The sequence below is a fragment of the Hyphomicrobium sp. genome, assembly GCF_035687085.1.
Lineage (GTDB): Bacteria > Pseudomonadota > Alphaproteobacteria > Rhizobiales > Hyphomicrobiaceae > Hyphomicrobium_B.
Genome location: NZ_DASRYS010000002.1, coordinates 353,820 through 371,879 on the forward strand (window position 1 = coordinate 353,820; position 18,060 = coordinate 371,879).

The window sequence follows — 18,060 nt, forward strand, 5'->3', positions numbered from 1 at the left end:
CTTGAATGTTCGATTTGACGGGCAAGACCGCCCTCGTCACAGGCGCTACGGGCGGCCTTGGCGCGGAGATTGCGCGGACGCTGCACAAAGCGGGCGCATCGGTCGTGATTTCCGGCCGCAAGGTCGAAGCTCTTGACGCCTTGGCCAAGGAACTCGGCGAGCGCGTCCATGTTGCTCCCTGTGACCTCGCCGACCGCGCAAGCGTATCGAAGCTGGTCGATGAGGCGGTGAAATTGCTGGGCGGACGGCTCGACATTCTCGTCAACAACGCCGGTCTCACCAAGGACAACCTCTTCATGGTGATGAAGGACGATCAGTGGGACGACGTCATCGCCGTCAATCTGACGTCGACCTTCATGCTGTGCCGCGCCGCGTCACGCCACATGATGCGATCGAAGACCGGCTATGGCCGCATCATCAATATCGCGTCCGTTTCGGGCGTCTTCGGCAACCCCGGCCAGGGCAACTATGCCGCGTCGAAAGCCGGGATGATCGGCATGACGAAGTCGCTCGCCCGCGAAGTTGCCTCCCGCGGCATAACGGCCAACTGCATCGCGCCGGGCTTTATCAAAACAGCTATGACCGATGTTTTGACGGACAAGCAGAAGAGCGAGATTGCCCAGATCATTCCAGCGCAGCGCTTTGGCGAGCCTTTGGATATTGCGGCGGGCTGCCTGTACCTTGCGTCCAACGAAGGCGGCTACATCACCGGGCAAACGCTGCATATCAATGGCGGCATGGCTATGGTTTGATGTGATCGACGAGGTTGGTAAATGTCCAGAATGCCTGATTTATTGGCCATTTCGGCTTCAGGCATTCAGATGCTGAACGGTGCGTCACCACGTGCTTTGCATTGCTCCTGAAGTGTGTTAACGACACCTCGGTTTTGAGGCGTCAAAATCGCGTCATCGGGACGGTGCGAAGCTGGGGACAACTCAGCGCCGTGCAAGTTGGGGACGGTGCCTAGCGTTGAGACTCACGCTACGGCGACTAAGGAAAAAAGACTCAGAACGGGGCGAACCCCTATCCGAGCAGGCTAGACTTCTCGTAAGTTGATATCCTGTCATGCGGCTTTTAGCGGGTTCTGCAGGGCGAACAGGCGAGCAATAAAAGGCCGCCAAAAATTAGAAAGACACGAGGATTGACGATGAGCGATGTCGCAGAGCGCGTGAAGAAAATTGTCGTAGAGCATCTTGGGGTCGAGGCCGACAAGGTCACCGACAATGCAAGCTTCATCGACGACCTGGGTGCAGACAGCTTGGACACTGTTGAGCTCGTGATGGCGTTCGAAGAAGAATTCGGCTGCGAGATCCCGGATGATGCTGCTGAGCACATCCTGACGGTCGGCGACGCTGTTAAGTTTCTCGAGAAGAACGCGAGCGCGGCTTAAGAGCCCTGCTCTTCCGTTTCAGTCCGCAGCGCGATAGCGCATGATGGACAGACCTTCAGGGGGCTGGGCAACCGGCCCCCTTCACGCGCCCAGCGTGGTTTGCAATCAGATCAACGGTTATAAGAACACATCGATGCGCCGTGTCGTCATTACAGGAATGGGTCTCGTCTCGCCGGTTGGATGCGGTGTCGAGGCCTCGTGGTCCAACCTTCTGGCTGGGCAAAGCGGTGCACGGCGTATCGAAGAATTCGAAGTCTCCGACATAACGTGCCAGATCGCGAACTTCATTCCGCGCGGGGCAACGTCGGAAGGCAAGTTCAATCCCGACGATTGGATGGAGCCGAAAGAGCAGCGCAAGGTCGATGATTTCATCATCTACGCCGTTGCGGCTGCAGACCAGGCGATCGCCGATTCGGGCCTGAAGCTCGACACCGTCGAGGCGCAGGAGCGCGCCGGTGTTCTTATTGGTTCGGGAATCGGCGGCCTTTCGGGAATTGCCGACACGTCGATCCTTCTCAAGGAGAAGGGGCCGCGCCGTGTTTCGCCGTTCTTCATTCCCGGCCGTCTCATCAATCTTGCGGGCGGCTACGTTTCGATCAAGCATCAGCTGCGCGGGCCGAACAACGCGGTCGTGACCGCGTGTGCAACGGGCACGCATGCGATCGGCGATGCCGCGCGCATCATCGCGCTCGACGATGCCGATGTGATGGTCGCGGGCGGAACGGAAAGTCCGATCTGCCGGATCGCGATGGCTGGCTTTGCCGCTTGCCGTGCGCTCTCCACCGGCTTCAACGACGATCCAACGCGCGCTTCGCGTCCTTACGATAAGGACCGCGACGGCTTCGTCATGGGTGAGGGTGCCGGCGTCGTCATTCTTGAGAGCTACGAGCACGCCAAGGCGCGCGGAGCAAAGATCTACGCTGAAGTCATCGGCTACGGCATGTCGGCGGACGCCTATCACATCACGGCGCCTGCTGAAGATGGCGACGGCGGCTATCGCTGCATGAAGATGGCGCTGGCGCGTGCCGGCGTCGACGCGAGCGAAGTCGACTACGTCAACGCGCACGGCACCTCGACACCGATGGGCGATGAAATCGAGCTCAAGGCTGTTGAACGCTTGTTCGGCAACAGTGCGGGCAAGCTCGCGATGTCATCCACGAAGTCGGCGATCGGTCACCTGCTTGGTGCGGCCGGCGCCGTCGAGGCGATCTTCTCCGTCCTTGCCATTCGCGACAACATCGCTCCGCCGACGCTCAATCTCGACAACCCGTCGGTTGAGACGGCGATCGATCTTGTGCCTCACAAGGCACAAAAGCGTGACATCAATATCGCGCTTTCGAACTCGTTCGGCTTCGGCGGAACAAACGCCTCGCTGGTGCTTCGCCGCGTTGCTTAAAGCGGCGGCGAGTACGGGTTTTTGCCACATTTTACGTTGAGCGTCCCGACGGGGTGGGGGATGGAGCAGCGCAGTCCGGGGCGAACGGTCCGGTCTGCAGCGCTCTTTCAATGACGGTGCTCGCGGTATCATGAGTCAGAACAGGAAGCGTCCAGACGGTGTTAGAACGTCTCGGACTGCTGGGGCTCGAAGCCCTGCCGAACGATTGGAGCCTGGTCGCGCGCCGGGGCGGCCGCGCGGACTGCAGGCGCGCGAGCCATCGCGGGCGCTGGCGAGCTTCGTTCGCGTCATCAGCGGCGTTCTGACAGTCACGCTCGTCGTCATGCTGCTCGTGGGCGGCACGGTGTTCGCCATCTTCAACAACTTCGAAAGTCCGGGGCCGCTTGAGGGGCCGCGCATCGTCGTAATTCCCAAAGGCGAAGGCCGCATTGCCATCGCCGAGCGACTGGAACGGGAAGGCATCATTACCAATCGCTGGACATTCGTCGGCGGTTACCTGCTGCAGGGCCTTGTCGGTTCCAAGAAAGCGGCCGAGCTTCGTGCCGGTGAGTACGAGATCAAGGAACACGCCTCGATGCGAGAGGTGATCGACACCCTCGCCGAGGGTAAGTCGATCCTCTACAAGACGACGCTGCCTGAGGGCCTGACGAGCGAGCAGATCGTCGAACGCCTCAAGGCCGAGCCGAACCTCAGCGGTGAGATCACAAGCATTCCGCCTGAGGGTTCGCTCCTTCCCGATACGTACCATTTCTCGAAAGGCACGGCGCGGAACGAGATTCTCGACCGCATGCGCGAGGCCATGGAACGATCTCTGGCCGAACTCTGGGAGGGCCGCGATCCCGATCTTCCGATCCGGTCCGTCGAAGAGCTGGTGACGTTCGCCTCTATCGTCGAGAAGGAAACGGGACGTGACGATGAGCGTGAACGTGTCGCCGCCGTTTTTTACAATCGGCTGAAGAAGGGAATGCGGCTTCAGTCGGACCCTACGATCATCTACGGCATCGTCGGCGGACAGGGCGTGCTTGGCCGCGGGATTACGAGGTCCGACATCGAGGGGAAGACGCCTTACAACACTTACCAGATCAACGGTCTGCCGCCGGGGCCGATCTGCAACCCCGGTAAATCCGCATTGCACGCGGCATTGCATCCGGCGAAAACGTCGGATCTCTATTTCGTCGCCGACGGCACGGGAGGTCATACCTTCACGGAGACGCTGAAGGACCACAACTCGGCTGTGCAGAAATGGCGTGCGGTCGAGAAGCAGGCGAAAGCGAAACAGAGCGCGGCCGATGCTGCCGATCAGGCCGCGGGAGCTGCGCCCATTCCGCCGAGCAGCGAGGAAGGCCCCAAGACTGGTCCGGTGACGACGAAAGGCCAGAAAGCTGCGAAAGCGGCTTCGGCATCGAACGGCGCCGACGGCACGGTTTCGTCAACGGCGCCAGCGAACACGACGACTGTACCGTTGCCTGTCCGGAAGCCGAAAAAGGAATAGCCCATATCGGCGTAAGGCTACTCCGCGGCGCGGAGCCGGGCGGGGACAGCGAAATACCGGCATAACGCCTGTTGGCGGGCGCGGCGCTTCCCGTTAAGTTGCGCGCCGCATAACTCACCCCGTCAACGAGACCTTTTCCATGACAATTTCCAGTATGACGGGATTTGCCCGTGTCGATGGCTCGGCCAATGGGCTGGCCTGGACATGGGAAGCACGCAGCGTCAATGGCCGCGGGCTCGACGTCCGGCTGCGGCTGCCGCCGGGCTACGAATCTCTTGAGGTGGCGGCGCGTGAAGCCGTCTCGAAGCGGTTCGTGCGCGGCAACATCGCCCTCTCGCTCGCGCTCGAACGGCAGCAGGGTAACGGCTCGGTGCGGCTCAACGAGCTCGTGCTGGCCGACGTGGTGAAGGCAGCCGAACGGGTATCGGCGCTTTCGGGTGCGGCGAAGCCCGATGCGGCGCAGTTTCTGATGATCAAAGGCGTGCTCGAAATCGCCGATCAGGCGGCTGAGGATGCCGAGGCGCGCGCGGCGCGGGAGGCTGCGCTTCTGAGTAGCCTCGGAACGGCGCTGGACAAGCTTGCCGAAGCGCGGCGAGCGGAAGGCGCGCGTCTTGCCGAAATCGTTCGCGATCAGCTGGCGCAAATCGAGCGGCTGGCCGGAGAGGTGCGGGCCTCGCCATCGCGCACGCCCGAGGCGATCACCAACCGGCTCAAGGATGCGATCGCGCGTCTCTTTGAGACGACGGCGGCACTCGATCACGACCGGCTGCATCAGGAAGCGATGCTGATGGCGACCCGCGCCGACGTCGAGGAAGAACTGCAGCGGCTTGCCGCTCACGTCGCTGGCGCGCGCGATATCATGGGCGAGCCGGGGGCCGTCGGCCGCAAGCTCGATTTTCTCGCGCAGGAATTCAATCGCGAGGCCAACACGCTTTGCTCGAAGGCCAATGCGGTCGATATCACGCGGCTCGGGCTGCAATTGAAGACGGTCATCGACCAGCTTCGCGAACAAGTGCAAAATGTCGAATAAGATGACCAAAAACAGCGCGGAAAATTCAGCGAGCGGAGCAAGCAGCGAAGATATTTCCGAGCCGCACATCGCGCGCCGGGGACTGCTCTATATCGTCTCCTCGCCATCGGGAGCTGGCAAGACGACGCTGGCGCGGCGCGTGCTTGCTGCCGACAGCAACATCGAGATGTCGGTGTCGGTGACGACGCGGCCGCCGCGGCCGGGCGAACAGGACGGCGTCGATTATCACTTCGTCGACCATCGCGCCTTCGAAGACATGAAGGAACGCGGTGAGCTTCTCGAGTGGGCACGCGTGTTCGACAATTACTACGGCACGCCGCGCGCGCCTGTCGAAGCTGCCATTCGCGACGGCCGGGATGTTCTCTTCGATATCGATTGGCAGGGAGCGCAGCAGCTGTCGGAGAAGATGCCTCACGACGTCGTGCGCGTATTCGTTCTTCCGCCGTCCGGCGAAATCCTCGAAGGCCGCTTGAAATCGCGGGCGCAGGATTCCGCTGAAGTCGTCGCCAAGCGGATGGCTGCGGCGTCGTCCGAGATCAGCCATTGGCCGGAATACGATTACGTTCTCGTCAACGCGCAGATCGAGCAGAGCACGGCCGCGGCACTCGCCATCCTGACGGCGGAGCGGTTGAAGCGCGGGCGTCAGCTCGGGCTTTCCGAGTTCGTTCGGAAGCTGCAGTCGGCGCTTTAGGTTTGCGGCGGCGGCGCTTCGGCGCCTGCATCAAATATGGCGGCAAGGCGGGCAAAGTCGGAGACGGAGAGTTCCTCCGCCCGGCGCTCGGGCGAGAGGCCCGCACGCTGCAGGAGAAGCTCTGGGAAGGGCGTCAACTGCTTGAGGCTGGAGCGAAGCATCTTGCGGCGCTGGCCGAACGCTGCCGCTGTGACCCGCGCCAGGGTTTTGACATCGCAGGCGGGCTCGGGATTGGCGCGCGGGCGAAGCTCGACGATCGCAGAGGACACCTTCGGCGGCGGCGTGAACGCTTCGGGCGGCAGGTTCATGACGATTTTGGCTTCCGTCCGCCACTGGGCGAGGACGGAGAGCCTGCCGTAGGCCTTCGACCGCGGCGCGGCGACGATGCGTTCGGCCACCTCGCGCTGGAACATCAGGACCATGCGGTCATACCAGGGCGGCCAAGGCTCGGTTTCGAGCCAATTGACGAGCAGCAGCGAGGCGACGCCATAGGGGAGGTTCGCGGCGATCGTCACGGGACCTTCGCCTTCCAGGAGCTTCAGCCAATCGACCTCAAGTGCATCGTCGGCGTGCACCTCCAGGCGGCCGGGAAACGCTGCTGAAACTTCGGCTAGCGCTGGGAGGCAGCGATCGTCCCGTTCGATGGCGACGACGCGCTTGGCGCCTTCGATCAGGAGCGCGCGCGTCAGGCCGCCGGGCCCGGGACCGACTTCAACGACGGTGCGGCCGCTCAAGTCGCCGGCGAGGCGCGCGATTTTGCGCGTCAGGTTGAGGTCGAGCAGGAAGTTCTGGCCAAGCGATTTCTTGGCGCTCAAGCCATGGCGTTCGATGACGTCGCGCAGGGGCGGCAGACCGTCAGGCGCAGTGGAGGCGTTCATGATGCAGCCGCGTGGATCCGGCGCGCGGCCATTTCACCGGCGAGCTTCAATGCAGCCTTCAGACTGGCGGCCGATGCAACGCCCTTGCCTGCGATGCCGAAGGCGGTGCCGTGATCGGGTGAGGTGCGAACGAAGGGCAGGCCGATCGTTGCGTTGACCCCTTCGTCGAAGCTGAGCGTCTTGATCGGGATCAGTCCTTGGTCGTGATACATGGCGAGCGCCGCATCGTAGGTCTTGCGGGCCGCCGCATGAAACATCGTGTCGGCGGCGTGAGGTCCTGACACTTCGTGCGCCTCGGCCTTGAGAGCGTCAATGGCGGGCTTGATGATTTCGCTGTCCTCGGAGCCGAGCGCGCCATCTTCGCCTGCGTGCGGGTTCAATCCCGCGATGGCAATGCGCGGGCGCTCAATGCCGAAGTCGCGCCTGAGTGAGGCCGCCATGATGCGCGCGGTCTTGATGATCTTATCGCTACTCAGGAGGCCGGGCACGTCCTTCAGGGGGACATGGATCGTCAGCGGCACGACGCGGAGTTCGGACGAGGCGAGCATCATCACCGGCTCTGAGGGTTCGCCCGGCCAGAATTCTTCTGCCAGGGCACCGAGGTATTCGGTATGTCCGGGGAACTCGAAGCCCGCGCCGTAGAGCACAGATTTGGCGATGGGGTTGGTGACGACGGCCGACGCGCGGCCGGCTGCTACGTCGGCCACCGCGGTGCGGATGGCGCTGATGGTGGCGGGTCCGTTGCGTACCGAGGGCTGGCCGAGCTTAGCCGGTTCTGCGAGCGGGATCGGCAAAACAGGAAGCGCATCGGCAAAGATCGTTGCGCCGGTGGCGGCATCCGGCACAGGAACGATCACCGCTTCATCGAGGCCTGACGCGCGAGCGGCGGCGCGCATCAGATCGGCGTCGGCATAGAGCACGAACGCCGGCAACCGATCGGCAGCGCGGTCTTTCCAGGCTTTGATGGTGATCTCGGGGCCGATCCCCGCAGCGTCACCCATCGTGAGTGCCAGGGGCGGGGTCTGCTCCTTAACGGGAGCCGACATTAATCCGGTACTCGATGTGGGCGTCCTCGCGGAGGTCCTTGATGTAGCGCTTCGCCATCAGCTCGAACTCCTTTTGCTTGAGTTCGCCTTCTGCCGCCGTGCGCTTGGCATCAACCGCTTTCACGACCGTGCGTCCGCATACGACCCACAACTCGATGGCGCCCTCATTCACGGTCGGCGGCAGCATCTCGCCGTCGCTGGCGTTGACGAGCAGCGTTCGCGTGGGCTCGGAGATCGTTGAAGGACGGCGCTTGCCGAGATCTTCGAAGGTCGCGCCGGGAACGCCCGCAGCGGCTGCTGCCGTGGATTGGCAGCCGGAGAACTTCGCTTTGATCTTGTCGGCTTCCTGGATGCGGGCCGCGACGCCGTTTTCCTCGATCTTGACCGGCATCGCGATGCGAACGCGCTGGACGTTCAACTCGACATCGTCGTTACCGGCGACCGAGGAGGCGGCGACGAACTTGTCGACGTCCTTGTTGGAGACGTTGATCAAGGGGCCGAACCGGCGGCGCACGACCTCGTTCCACGAGAGCGTGGCCTTGATGCGCGATTTGATGGGCTCGAGGCTGCCGCCGATCTGCTTGGCGAACTGCTCGGTCGTCATCTTGTTGCGTTCGGCGATGCTGGCGACGATGCGATCGACCTCGGCGTCCTCAATGGTGACGCTCTGCTTCTTGGCTTCCTGCATCTTGAGGCGGTCGTCGATCAGCTCTTCGAGCGCCTGCTTCTTCATGGCAGGAAGCGCGGAGTTTCTCGCGTTTTCGAAAGCCTGCTTCTGCAGGTTCATGCCGAATTCTTTTTTGCGGCGCTCGAAGATCGCGATGATTTCCTCGCGCGATTTTCCTTCGTTGGCCTTAACGGTCTCCTGCAAAATCGCCTTCAGGCGTTCCGACGTCTTCGGATTTTTGACAAGAGCTTCGAAGTTGGTTTTTGCCTGCTGCTGGATGTTCGTGCCGCTCAGCATCATCGCGCGCTGATCGATCTCGAAGCCCGTAATCGGCTCGTCGTTGACGAGGGCCGCGATGGCGCGCTGATCTTTGGTCGGCGCGGCGAGGTCCTGGGCTGCGGAAGCTGCGGCAGCGGGCGGCGATTTCTTGGATTTTTTGCTTTTGCCTTTGGTCTCAGTCTCGGTGGCCGATGCTCCGGCCGCGCCACCCACCGACGGCTTGGGCAATGCGGAGGTGCCGTCGCCGGTCACCGCGACCGTCCCGGTCTGGCCTGCGGCGGCCAGCGGTGTTGTGACGGAAAGGCCCGCCAAGAGGGCAACGCCGGAGAGGCTCGCCAAGGCGCAACGCGCTGCAAAGCTTGAGAAATGTGCGGCAGTGGTGCGTGGCAAGGGCATGCTTAAGCGACATCCATAAGTCCGAATCGGCGTGGGCTTCAGGATAGCGTGCCTGCGGCCGATGATTGGGGGCTTATCCACATTAAGAGTGGCCAAAATCCGGTTCCCCTTGGCTCAAGGGCGTGGTCACCGCCAGCCGGATCAGTTCGTACGCTGGTCGCCGCCCATATTGAAGTCGAGATTGCCCGTCCTCGCCGCGAAACCGCCAAGGTGCTTAAATTCGAAGCGCAGCATAACCGTCTGGTCCGGCTCGATCGAGAAATCGGAGTAGTTGGACTCGATGTAGGACGCCGTCAGGACGAAGCAGTCGTCGGCGTATTTCACGTTGACGCTATCGTAGCGGAAGTTGCCGCTCTCGAGGTCGTAACGGGTCGAGCCGCCGATGCTCCAGTTCGCCGTTAGCTGCAGCGTGGCTGCCGCCAAGAGTTCTTCTTCGCGCGTTGGGACGGCGATGAAGTCAGGGTCCTCGGGGTTGGTGAACAGGGCCTGAGCGTCATACGAGTAGCCGGCCGTCATCGAGAGCGGACCGTATCTGGCGACGGCCGCCAGGTCTTCGCGTTTCAAAGCCAACGTCGATTGATCGAACCGGCTCTGCGAAATGATGCGGAAGTTCTCGATCGGAGCGAAGTAAGCACCCAGGACGTAGTCCGAGCGCGAGGTCTCGAGGCCGCTGTAGGGCGTGTAGACGAAGTTGCCGTCGTCCGTCCGGCCGGGATTGCGATAGATGTTATCGCCCGACAGTTGATAGCTCTGACCAGCGAGGAAGCGGGCGTAGCCGCCGTCATTGGACTGGAAGGTGTACTGCAGGCCGACGTTTGCGCGCGTGCCCGTTTCGATGCGGTCGTAGCCGGAGAACTTCGACGTTGCGAAGAGGTTGGTGTCGTCGAACACGAGGCTTTGCGCGTCTTCGTCCGGCATACGGCGCTGCGGCAGGCTTTCCTGGTGGAAGACCATCTGGCCGATCGGCTCGATGATGTGCGATCCGTTCGCCCTGTTGGCAACCCACGGATAGGACACGAGCAAGCCGCCATCGACGACGCCGCGCGTGATCGTGTCGTCATACACCCTGGTCGTCGCAGGATTCACCTCCAGCATGCCATCCTCGCCCTGTTGGAGGGTGACCGTGGTGGGATCACTGACGTTGCTCAACCCGTAGACGTCGCCCCGCACATCGGCGAACGGCGTGTAGCTGATGCCGATCGCGTCTGTCAGGCGGCGGCGCCAATTGAATTCGGTGATGATGCGATTGATATTCTGGTCGCGTTTGCGCGGATCCGTGATTGAGCCCTCTAGGGACCCATCGGCGCGCGTGAAGCTCAAGACGTTCGTGTTCCATTTGAGTTCGCCGCCCAGAACGGGATCAGCGAACACGTAATTGTAGTTGATGACGGGATGCGCATAGCTTTCGGTGCGCGGCGTGTCGTCCGTCAGCAAGCCGCCGAACTGATAGAACGTGGCGTTGAAGTAGTTCCGATCCGACTGGCCGGTCAGGTAGACCTGATTGACGCGATCGGTGACCAGAATGCTGTCGAGCTTATAGAAGCGGCGGAACTGATCGTCGCTTTCGATGATCGCATCCCAGCCGAATCTCCACCAGCTGGAGAGCGAGAAGAGGCCGTGGGTCTCGACGCTGCCGCGGAGGCCGTCGAGCTTTTCATTCTTTGCTCCACCACCCGGCAGATTGTCGGCGTCCTGATCGATGCCGGCGAGAATGACGTTGTATTCGCCGTTCGCCAGGCGATGCCGCCACTCGCCCTTCAGGAACAGGCCCTGCTCGCTCATGTAGAGCGGCTGGAACGTGACGTCGTAGTTGGGCGCGAGATTCCAGAAATACGGGATGCCGGTGATGTAGCCCAGCGTGCTGGAGTGACCGTAGTCGGGCGTCAAGAAGCCGGACTTCCGCTTCACCGAAGGATCGGGGCTCTGGAAGTAGGGCAGGTAGAAGATCGGCTGGCCGTAGATCTGGAAATACGCGTCCTGGTAGGTGAGGGTCGCGGCTTCCTGATCGTGGATGATGCGAGCGGCGCTGATGCACCAAAGGGGCGGCGTGTTGCCATCGCTTTGGCACGGCGTGAACTTGGCGTTCGCAAATTCGGTGACGTTGCCCTCGCGCCGTGTGGCGTGGTCGGCGGAGATATGGGACTTGTCGGCCGACACGATCGACAGGGCCGACACGAAGCCGTCACGGAAGTCGTCCGTCAGCGTGTAGCGGTCGGCATGGACGATGTTGCCTTGCGGCTCTTTCAGGGTGACGTTGCCGACGGCCGTCAGCGTCCCGCCGCTCTGATCGTAGACGACCTCATCGGCGGTGAGGATGTAGTTGTTGTAGAAGATCTCGACGTTGCCGCGTGAAATGACGCGATCGCCCGATTTGTCGTAGATCAGCTGGTCGCCCTGCAGGCGCAGAGGCTGCGCGCGGTCGATGTTCGTGTTGACCTTGCCGAAGATCGAGCTCGGCGAATTTGCGGCTCCGAACGACGATTGGTTTTTCTTCGTGCGGGTGGTGCCGCCCTGATCGAATTCCTGAGCGTGCGCAATGCCCGAGATCGCTGCAAGCGAAGCGAAGAGAACAACGCGCAAAAGCGCGCGACCGGCCTCGTGCGCCTTCCGGCGACGACGAGAACCTTCGCGTAACGGCCCGCAACCCCCTTGCGGTGTCCGCGCTTCACGCATCACTCAGCCGTCCTCCTGGTGCAACAGCACCGTGGTTGCAATGATCAAGACGAGCGCGACGGGCAACCATGCCGCCGCCCACGCGGGTGCCAGACCTGCGATTCCAATTTGTCTTGCGATTTCCGAAAGCAAGAAGAACCCGACCCCACCGATCATCCCTGTCGTAACCATAGTCTGGATGCCACCGGAGCGGAATGACCGCAATGACACAGTTGCTGCCAAAAGGACCATGGCGACACAAAGCAGGGGACGGACCAGCAGGGACTCGTACTGCACCTTCAGGCGTTCGGTCGAAAGTTTCGCTTTTTCAGCGGCTTCGATGAGTTCCGGCAGGTCCCAGAAGGAGACCGAAAACACCGTTCCCAGCGCGTCCTGGACCCGGTCCGGCGTGAGGTATGTCGATACAAGATAGGTGCTGAATTTTTCAGGCTGCTGGCCAAGGCGCGTGACCCAGGCGTCGGTGAGTTTCCAGTAGCCATCCTTGAGTTCGGCCTGCGCCGCGTCCACCCGTTCGGTGAAATGGCCGTCGCGGTCATAGGCGAAAATCATAACGCCGTTCAGGTTGAGACCCCGGTTTGTCGCCGCGGCGGCGCCCAGGACCGACTCGCCGTCAACGCCGTTCTGGGTGATCCAGGAGCCGCCGCCTTGGGCGCGAAGGAGGTTGGTATCGTTGCCGAAGGCCTTGGCGAAGACCTGTTCCGACTTGGCGCGGCCGCGGGCGGCCAGCGGGTTATAGACGGTCACGCCGAATATTCCGACGATAAGTCCGACCGCGATTCCCGGCGCTAGAAACTGCCAGACGGACATGCCGCCGGCGCGCATGACGGCAAGCTCGCTCTTCCGATTAAGGTAGAGGAGGGCGCTGATCGTGCCGACGAGGACCGCAAAGCCGATGAGAAACTCGACATAGGCGCTGAGGCGGAGGAGGGCGATGCCGATGAGCGTCGCCGCGGGGACATTACCGTACTTGCTCGATTGGCGCAGCAACTCGATGAAATCGATCATGAAGATCAGAAGCGCGCAAACCAGCAGCGTCGAGGCAATCGCGACGGTGAAAAGCTTGGCGATGTAGCGCGTGAGCGTGAAGGAGCGGATCATGTGGCCACCTTCCGGCGCGGCATGACGAGGCGAACCGCCAGATTCGCCGTCGTAGATATCGCGTCCGTGATGAGGCCCGGGATCTTACTCGCGCGCCGCTGCCGGTCCGCGCGCTTGATCATGATCAGCGAGAAAACGATTGCGCCGATGGGAACGCCGTAGAGTGCGATGAGCATCGAAGCGTCGCGCGCGACCATGTTGTTCAGCGCGAGGCCGGCCATGCGGCAGCCCGCGGCCACAAGGAATGTCACCACCAGGGTCTGCATGCGGCTCGATCGCGTCGATTTCGCCTGACCCACGAAGGCGACGATGAGAAACGCAAAGGCGATCGGATAGAGGGGACCCACGAGACGCTCGTGGATCTCGGCGCGGAACTGCCCAGGGGATGACTTGAAGAGGCGGCTTTCGGGGGCCGGCTGCGTGAGTTCGCTCCAATAGCGCTCGCGCGGCTTGCGCTCGCCCGAGCCGTCGTTCTGGGGCTCGAACCGGTCGAGGTCCACCACGTACTTGTCGAAGGCCACGATTTGCGGCGGCCCATCGGCATCGGAGCGGCGGATGATGTGGCCGGCGGACATGACGAGATAGGCGGTGCCGTCCTGCTTCACGAGCGTTCCGCGCTCAGCGAGATAGCTTTGCGACTGGGCCTTATCCCGCGTGTCGTGCATGACGAGGCCGAGAAGCTCACCGTCGACGGAGCGGTCACGGATGTGGAACATCAGGTCGGGTTCGGGGCTCGAAAAACGGCCCGGCTGGATGACCTGGGTCAAGAGATCGCTCCTGACCTGCACGAGATAATCGCTGAGCAGCCGCATGCTCCAAGGCTGGGCGATGTGACTGACGAAAGCGAGAAAGAGACTGACCAGCAGAGCAAGCAAAATCAGCGGCTTGGCCACGGTCCAGACCTTGGATCCGGCGGCCGAAATGACGATGAGTTCACTGTCGGTATTGAGGCGATTGAGGGTGTGGAGGGCAGCAATCAAGAACGAGAAGGGGGCGATGATCGCCATGAGATTGGGCACGGCGAGGGACGTCATCTTGATGAGCATCCAGGTGTCCTGACCCTGGCTGGTCACGACGTTGAACTGGCGCAAGGCCAGTGCAATCCAGACAACGCCCGTCAACGACGCCAAGATGAGCAGGAAAGAGCCCACGGCCTGGCGGAAGACGTATATCGAGAAAATGCGCATGCGTCAGCCGCTCTCCCCCCTTCGGCCCCATCAGCCGAAGCACTCTCCCCATCACCGGCTCCTGTGAGGAGGATACGTCCGGCTCCCATAGCACAGTGGCGGAATTTCGGCTGCGAGCCATCACCCGACCTTTTGGCAGATGGCAAGAAACGTTATGAGGGTACAGATGGTTAGATCGCGAAAGAGGCGTGGATAATAGAGCCATTGCACGCGTTCCCTTGCCACGCCCTTGCGAACGGCTAAGGTGTGCGGCCTTACCACCGGTTCTTGCCCATTCCGCCCCCAACGTGACAGGGTGCCGGAACGCCAGCGGATCGGCGTCCGCGTCCCAGCATTGCATCTCATCCTCAGCCTGTTCACGGCCTCGATCCTCTTTAACTTGGAGTCGTCTTGAAATGTCCGATCGCCTCGAAATCACTTTCGTGCCGCTCAACGCCGAGCCTGAATCCGTGACTGTCGTGCTGGCGGCCGAAGGTTTGGGCCTTGGAAGCAAGGCGCGCGAACTCGAGACGAAATCGGCCAGCGCGATCAGCAAGGCAGCCGCGGCCGCCGACTTCAAAGGCAAATACAAGTCGTCAATCGAGATTCTGGCTCCAGCCAAGATCGGCATCGATCGCCTGATCGTCAGCGGGCTTGGCAAGGCGACGGGGCTGACTGAACTGCAGCTCGTGGACCTCGGCGGCGCCATCGTCTCCGCCGTGCAAAGCCGCAAGACCTCAACCGCGGGCGTGATCGTTGACGCCGAGGGCGTGGATAATATCTCAGCCGATCAGGCCGGCGCGCTCATCGCTCAGGGCGCGATGCTGCGTCACTACAACTTCAAGAAATACCTGACGAAGAAGTCCGGAGAGGATGGCGCGGAAAAAGAGGGCTTGAAGAAGCTTGTCATCCACGTGCCGCATCCTGACAAGGCGAAGGCTGCGTTCCAGCCGCTGAAAGCCGTCGCCAACGGCGTCAACGTCGCCCGCGATCTCGTCAACGAGCCGGCCAACATTCTCGGCCCCGTTGAACTTGCAGATAAGACCAAGGCACTCGAGAAGCTCGGCGTCAGCGTCGAAATCCTCGACGTGAAGGACATGGAAAAGCTCGGGATGGGCTCGCTTCTTTGCGTCGGTCAAGGAAGCACCAGGCCGTCGCGTTTGGCGGTCATGGTGTGGAACGGCGCCAAGGGCAACAAGAAGCAGAAGCCGATCTGCTTCGTCGGCAAGGGCGTCGTGTTCGACACCGGCGGCATCTCGATCAAGCCGGCCGCCGGCATGGAGGACATGAAGGGCGATATGGGCGGCGCGGCCGCCGTGGTCGGCACGATGCACGCGCTCGCAGAGCGTAAGGCGAACATCAACGCCGTGGGCTTGATCGGCTGCGTTGAGAACATGCCGTCGGGCAATGCGGTCCGTCCGGGCGACATCGTGAAGTCGATGTCGGGTCAGACGATCGAGGTGATCAATACGGATGCCGAAGGCCGGCTCGTGCTCGCCGACGTGCTCTGGTACGCGCAGGATACGTTCAAGCCGAAGGTCGTCATCGATCTTGCGACGCTGACGGGCGCGATCATGGTCGCGCTCGGCAAAGAGTATGCGGGCCTGTTCGCCAACGACGACAAGCTCGCTGACGAGTTGCAGGCGGCGTCGAAAGCGACTGGCGAGAAGCTCTGGCGCATGCCGCTCGACAAGGCCTTCGACAAGATGATGGACTCCAAGAACGCTGACATGAAGAACACTGGCGGCCGCTGGGCGGGTGCTGCGACCGCTGCGGCGTTCCTGCAGCGCTTCGTTCAGAAGGACACGGCCTGGAGCCATATCGACCTTGCCGGTACGGCGATGGATGGCGCGCGCAACGACACGAACCAGAGCTGGGGCGCTGGCTGGGGCGTGAGACTGCTCAACGCGTTCGCCGAGCAGCACGAGAACAAGTAAGCGACTTGTATGAACAGAAACTGGACCGGCGTATCGTTTTGATACATATGCCGGTCCAGTCTCTACTTTCCATAATATCTATTATGCGAATCCAGGAGCCGCTCAGCCGAGGATGAACCTCTCAGGGTTCTGGCGGACAAAATCCGGTAGCTCGGTCAAGCCGACCACGTCGGTGTCCTTTGCGAGGCTGCTTGCATACGCCTCCGGACACTGGAAGCTGCGGGACAAGCGATGTTCCGAATGCGAATACGACTCCACCTTCCGGCGCCACGCTTCCCAGTCCCCTAGGCTCGTCATGTGCCAGCCGGCGTTCGGGATGACGCGGATGGGCGCCGCGATGCCCGTGTTGATCCAGTTCCAAACTCTGGCGTAGACGCGCTCCAATGGCGTACCGCGAAGCCGCGACGACGCGCTGATCTTGGTCAGCCGCAGACGTTGTGCGCCGGTGAACTGGGCATACTCGATGAGACGAGGCCCCTTGTCCCAGCACCGCTCCCTCACCCTTCGATTGGCCGAGCCGCGGAAGACCGGCATTTCGAAGATCGTCAACTCACCCGGCTTGCGTTCGGCAAGGGCGCGCTTCAGCGCCGTTGCGCTGATGATCTCATCGACGTCGGATACGATGATCAAATCGCTGGAGATCGCTTTGGATAATCCGCGGTGGATTTGATCGCGCTGATAGTGTTCGCGCGCCCAATTGGCGTCGAGCGGCTTCGTCTTCAATCCGTAAGCGGCGATCGTCTCGGGAAAGTCGACGGCGATCGGAATGATCTTGTCGGCATAGCGGTGAAAGAGCTGGGCGTTGTCAGCAAAATAGAGAGGTTTGGGCGCGCCCTGAAACGTTTGCCGGGCTTCTACGAGCACGAAGTAATCAACCAGCTCGTGCAATTCGTGCAGCCGTACTTCAAGCAAATCGAGTTCGTTGAAAAAACTGAAGCAATCGAAGAGCATCGCATCCCCTTATTCCAGATGCTGGCAATCCTCGGAATTCAATCGATTTCAAAGAAGATGCAGAGGGTTTCCCAACGTAGCTGATGAGAAGCACGCACGAGTCGTGACCACCGTGGGGCAGCGCTTTTTACCAAGCAAAAATGAAAGCGGAAAGAATTCCAGATCTGCACTGACAAAAATATGCAGCACACGTGGCAATGCTCATCCTGAAATGATCGCGACGCCTGTCATGGTTCCCGGCGCTCGAGTGTCCGGATACCCTCAGCGATCAAAACGGCATAGAGCGCCAGGACGAAGCCCGAGAGCATATTGACGGAGACGACGGCGCCGATCGCTTGAGCCACGGCCGGATCGAACACCCACGCCAGCATCCTCACCACGATCTCATCGAAGCTCTGCTTCAGAAGGAATAGAAACTCACTCGCCTGCTCCATCGAGGGCTTGGTGGGAAGTTCGAACGTCGCGCGTCTCGCCAACTCGGTGATGCCGGGCGCCGGGAGGAACGTCAGCCCGCCCGAGAACAAAAGCCCTAGCGGCGCTGCGAGCCGAAAATAGCCCCAGCGCATCGGACGGGCTTTCAGGCGGTCCATCAGGAAGCGAACGGCCTGCACGCCGAGGAAGAGCGAGACGGCGAAAATGATGGCGACGAACTTCAGCCGCTCTTGATCCGTGCCGAGGAATGTCAGCAACGCCACGACGCCCGCAAGGATGGCCTTCGTTATGGCCTCCAGCGCGCCCACCGCCACGATGATGATCATCGAGCGGCCTGGCGGGCGATCGAAGTAGAACGGGAACTCGTATCTGAGCCGGGCAATTTCGAGGGCCGCTCCGAGACCGAGCGCCAGCAGCGCCGTACCGGCGGCAAAGACCAACGGCGCGGTGAAGCCGATCCACGCGACAGCGACAATCGCCGCGAGTTCCAGCGCCATCATCAGGCCATTGAAGAGAATGTGCATCGATACCCCGCTCT

The 18,060-nt window shown here is 61.7% G+C and carries 15 protein-coding genes; 7 read left to right on the forward strand and 8 right to left on the reverse strand.

Going from position 1 to position 18,060, the window contains the following annotated elements; all coding sequences use genetic code 11:
• Positions 1–5: 5 nt before the first annotated feature.
• The 6 genes from fabG (at position 6) to gmk (ending at position 5,999) form a co-directional block, all read left to right on the forward strand.
• A complete protein-coding gene (gene fabG / locus VFG26_RS02105; RefSeq protein WP_325021709.1) occupies positions 6–752 on the forward strand; it encodes a 3-oxoacyl-[acyl-carrier-protein] reductase in 747 nt (248 codons plus the stop codon).
• Between the two features lie 395 nt (positions 753–1,147).
• Complete coding sequence (locus tag VFG26_RS02110) at positions 1,148–1,390, forward strand: acyl carrier protein (RefSeq protein WP_013215676.1); 243 nt, start codon at positions 1,148–1,150, stop codon at positions 1,388–1,390.
• Positions 1,391–1,523: 133 nt separating this feature from the next.
• The gene (gene fabF, locus VFG26_RS02115) at positions 1,524–2,786 is read left to right on the forward strand and encodes a beta-ketoacyl-ACP synthase II (protein ID WP_325022010.1); all 1,263 of its coding nucleotides are present in this window, start codon (positions 1,524–1,526) and stop codon (positions 2,784–2,786) included.
• A gap of 205 nt (positions 2,787–2,991) precedes the next feature.
• A complete protein-coding gene (mltG, locus tag VFG26_RS02120) occupies positions 2,992–4,278 on the forward strand; it encodes an endolytic transglycosylase MltG (protein WP_325021716.1) in 1,287 nt (428 codons plus the stop codon).
• Positions 4,279–4,417: 139 nt separating this feature from the next.
• Positions 4,418–5,308 (forward strand): YicC/YloC family endoribonuclease, encoded by an 891-nt coding sequence (locus VFG26_RS02125; protein ID WP_325021718.1) that lies wholly within the window; start codon positions 4,418–4,420, stop codon positions 5,306–5,308.
• A gap of 1 nt (position 5,309) precedes the next feature.
• Positions 5,310–5,999 (forward strand): guanylate kinase, encoded by a 690-nt coding sequence (gene gmk, locus VFG26_RS02130; protein WP_325021720.1) that lies wholly within the window; start codon positions 5,310–5,312, stop codon positions 5,997–5,999.
• Here gmk and rsmA read toward each other — a convergent pair.
• The 6 genes from rsmA to lptF form a co-directional block, all read right to left on the reverse strand.
• Complete coding sequence (gene rsmA / locus VFG26_RS02135) at positions 5,996–6,877, reverse strand: 16S rRNA (adenine(1518)-N(6)/adenine(1519)-N(6))-dimethyltransferase RsmA (RefSeq protein WP_325021723.1); 882 nt, start codon at positions 6,875–6,877, stop codon at positions 5,996–5,998. The two genes, gmk and rsmA, sit on opposite strands and share 4 nt — an antisense overlap.
• The gene (gene pdxA / locus VFG26_RS02140) at positions 6,874–7,923 is read right to left on the reverse strand and encodes a 4-hydroxythreonine-4-phosphate dehydrogenase PdxA (RefSeq protein ID WP_325021725.1); all 1,050 of its coding nucleotides are present in this window, start codon (positions 7,921–7,923) and stop codon (positions 6,874–6,876) included. The genes rsmA and pdxA overlap by 4 nt, the downstream gene beginning before the upstream one ends.
• The gene (locus VFG26_RS02145) at positions 7,907–9,265 is read right to left on the reverse strand and encodes a peptidylprolyl isomerase (protein WP_325021727.1); all 1,359 of its coding nucleotides are present in this window, start codon (positions 9,263–9,265) and stop codon (positions 7,907–7,909) included. Before VFG26_RS02145 ends, pdxA begins: the two co-directional genes overlap by 17 nt.
• A gap of 141 nt (positions 9,266–9,406) precedes the next feature.
• Positions 9,407–11,845: an LPS-assembly protein LptD gene (locus VFG26_RS02150; protein ID WP_325021729.1), complete on the reverse strand. Its 2,439-nt coding sequence runs from the start codon at positions 11,843–11,845 to the stop codon at positions 9,407–9,409.
• A gap of 96 nt (positions 11,846–11,941) precedes the next feature.
• A complete protein-coding gene (gene lptG / locus VFG26_RS02155; protein WP_325021731.1) occupies positions 11,942–13,036 on the reverse strand; it encodes an LPS export ABC transporter permease LptG in 1,095 nt (364 codons plus the stop codon).
• Entirely contained in the window at positions 13,033–14,223 is a 1,191-nt protein-coding gene (gene lptF, locus VFG26_RS02160; protein WP_325021733.1) for an LPS export ABC transporter permease LptF, read from the reverse strand. The genes lptG and lptF overlap by 4 nt, the downstream gene beginning before the upstream one ends.
• A 395-nt stretch (positions 14,224–14,618) precedes the next feature.
• Between lptF and VFG26_RS02165 the strand changes: the two genes are divergently transcribed.
• Positions 14,619–16,139, forward strand: coding sequence for a leucyl aminopeptidase (locus tag VFG26_RS02165; protein ID WP_325021735.1), 1,521 nt, complete (start codon positions 14,619–14,621; stop codon positions 16,137–16,139).
• A gap of 102 nt (positions 16,140–16,241) precedes the next feature.
• On the opposite strand, the gene VFG26_RS02170 is transcribed toward VFG26_RS02165, so the two are convergent.
• On the reverse strand, positions 16,242–17,090 hold the full coding sequence (locus VFG26_RS02170) for a hypothetical protein (RefSeq protein WP_325021737.1): 849 nt from the start codon (positions 17,088–17,090) through the stop codon (positions 16,242–16,244).
• Positions 17,091–17,317: 227 nt separating this feature from the next.
• Positions 17,318–18,046 (reverse strand): hypothetical protein, encoded by a 729-nt coding sequence (locus VFG26_RS02175; protein WP_325021739.1) that lies wholly within the window; start codon positions 18,044–18,046, stop codon positions 17,318–17,320.
• Positions 18,047–18,060: the final 14 nt, after the last annotated feature.

Excerpts from the sequence above, each read along its gene's own strand:
- VFG26_RS02170 (WP_325021737.1), bottom strand. The coding sequence starts at position 17,090 with ATGCTCTTCGATTGCTTCAGTTTTTTCAACGAACTCGATTTGCTTGAA.
- lptG (WP_325021731.1), bottom strand. The coding sequence starts at position 13,036 with ATGATCCGCTCCTTCACGCTCACGCGCTACATCGCCAAGCTTTTCACC.
- gmk (WP_325021720.1), top strand. The coding sequence starts at position 5,310 with ATGACCAAAAACAGCGCGGAAAATTCAGCGAGCGGAGCAAGCAGCGAA.
- VFG26_RS02110 (WP_013215676.1), top strand. The coding sequence starts at position 1,148 with ATGAGCGATGTCGCAGAGCGCGTGAAGAAAATTGTCGTAGAGCATCTT.
- pdxA (WP_325021725.1), bottom strand. The coding sequence starts at position 7,923 with ATGTCGGCTCCCGTTAAGGAGCAGACCCCGCCCCTGGCACTCACGATG.
- fabG (WP_325021709.1), top strand. The coding sequence starts at position 6 with ATGTTCGATTTGACGGGCAAGACCGCCCTCGTCACAGGCGCTACGGGC.
- VFG26_RS02145 (WP_325021727.1), bottom strand. The coding sequence starts at position 9,265 with ATGCCCTTGCCACGCACCACTGCCGCACATTTCTCAAGCTTTGCAGCG.
- VFG26_RS02165 (WP_325021735.1), top strand. The coding sequence starts at position 14,619 with ATGTCCGATCGCCTCGAAATCACTTTCGTGCCGCTCAACGCCGAGCCT.
- VFG26_RS02125 (WP_325021718.1), top strand. The coding sequence starts at position 4,418 with ATGACAATTTCCAGTATGACGGGATTTGCCCGTGTCGATGGCTCGGCC.
- VFG26_RS02175 (WP_325021739.1), bottom strand. The coding sequence starts at position 18,046 with ATGCACATTCTCTTCAATGGCCTGATGATGGCGCTGGAACTCGCGGCG.
- rsmA (WP_325021723.1), bottom strand. The coding sequence starts at position 6,877 with ATGAACGCCTCCACTGCGCCTGACGGTCTGCCGCCCCTGCGCGACGTC.
- fabF (WP_325022010.1), top strand. The coding sequence starts at position 1,524 with ATGCGCCGTGTCGTCATTACAGGAATGGGTCTCGTCTCGCCGGTTGGA.
- lptF (WP_325021733.1), bottom strand. The coding sequence starts at position 14,223 with ATGCGCATTTTCTCGATATACGTCTTCCGCCAGGCCGTGGGCTCTTTC.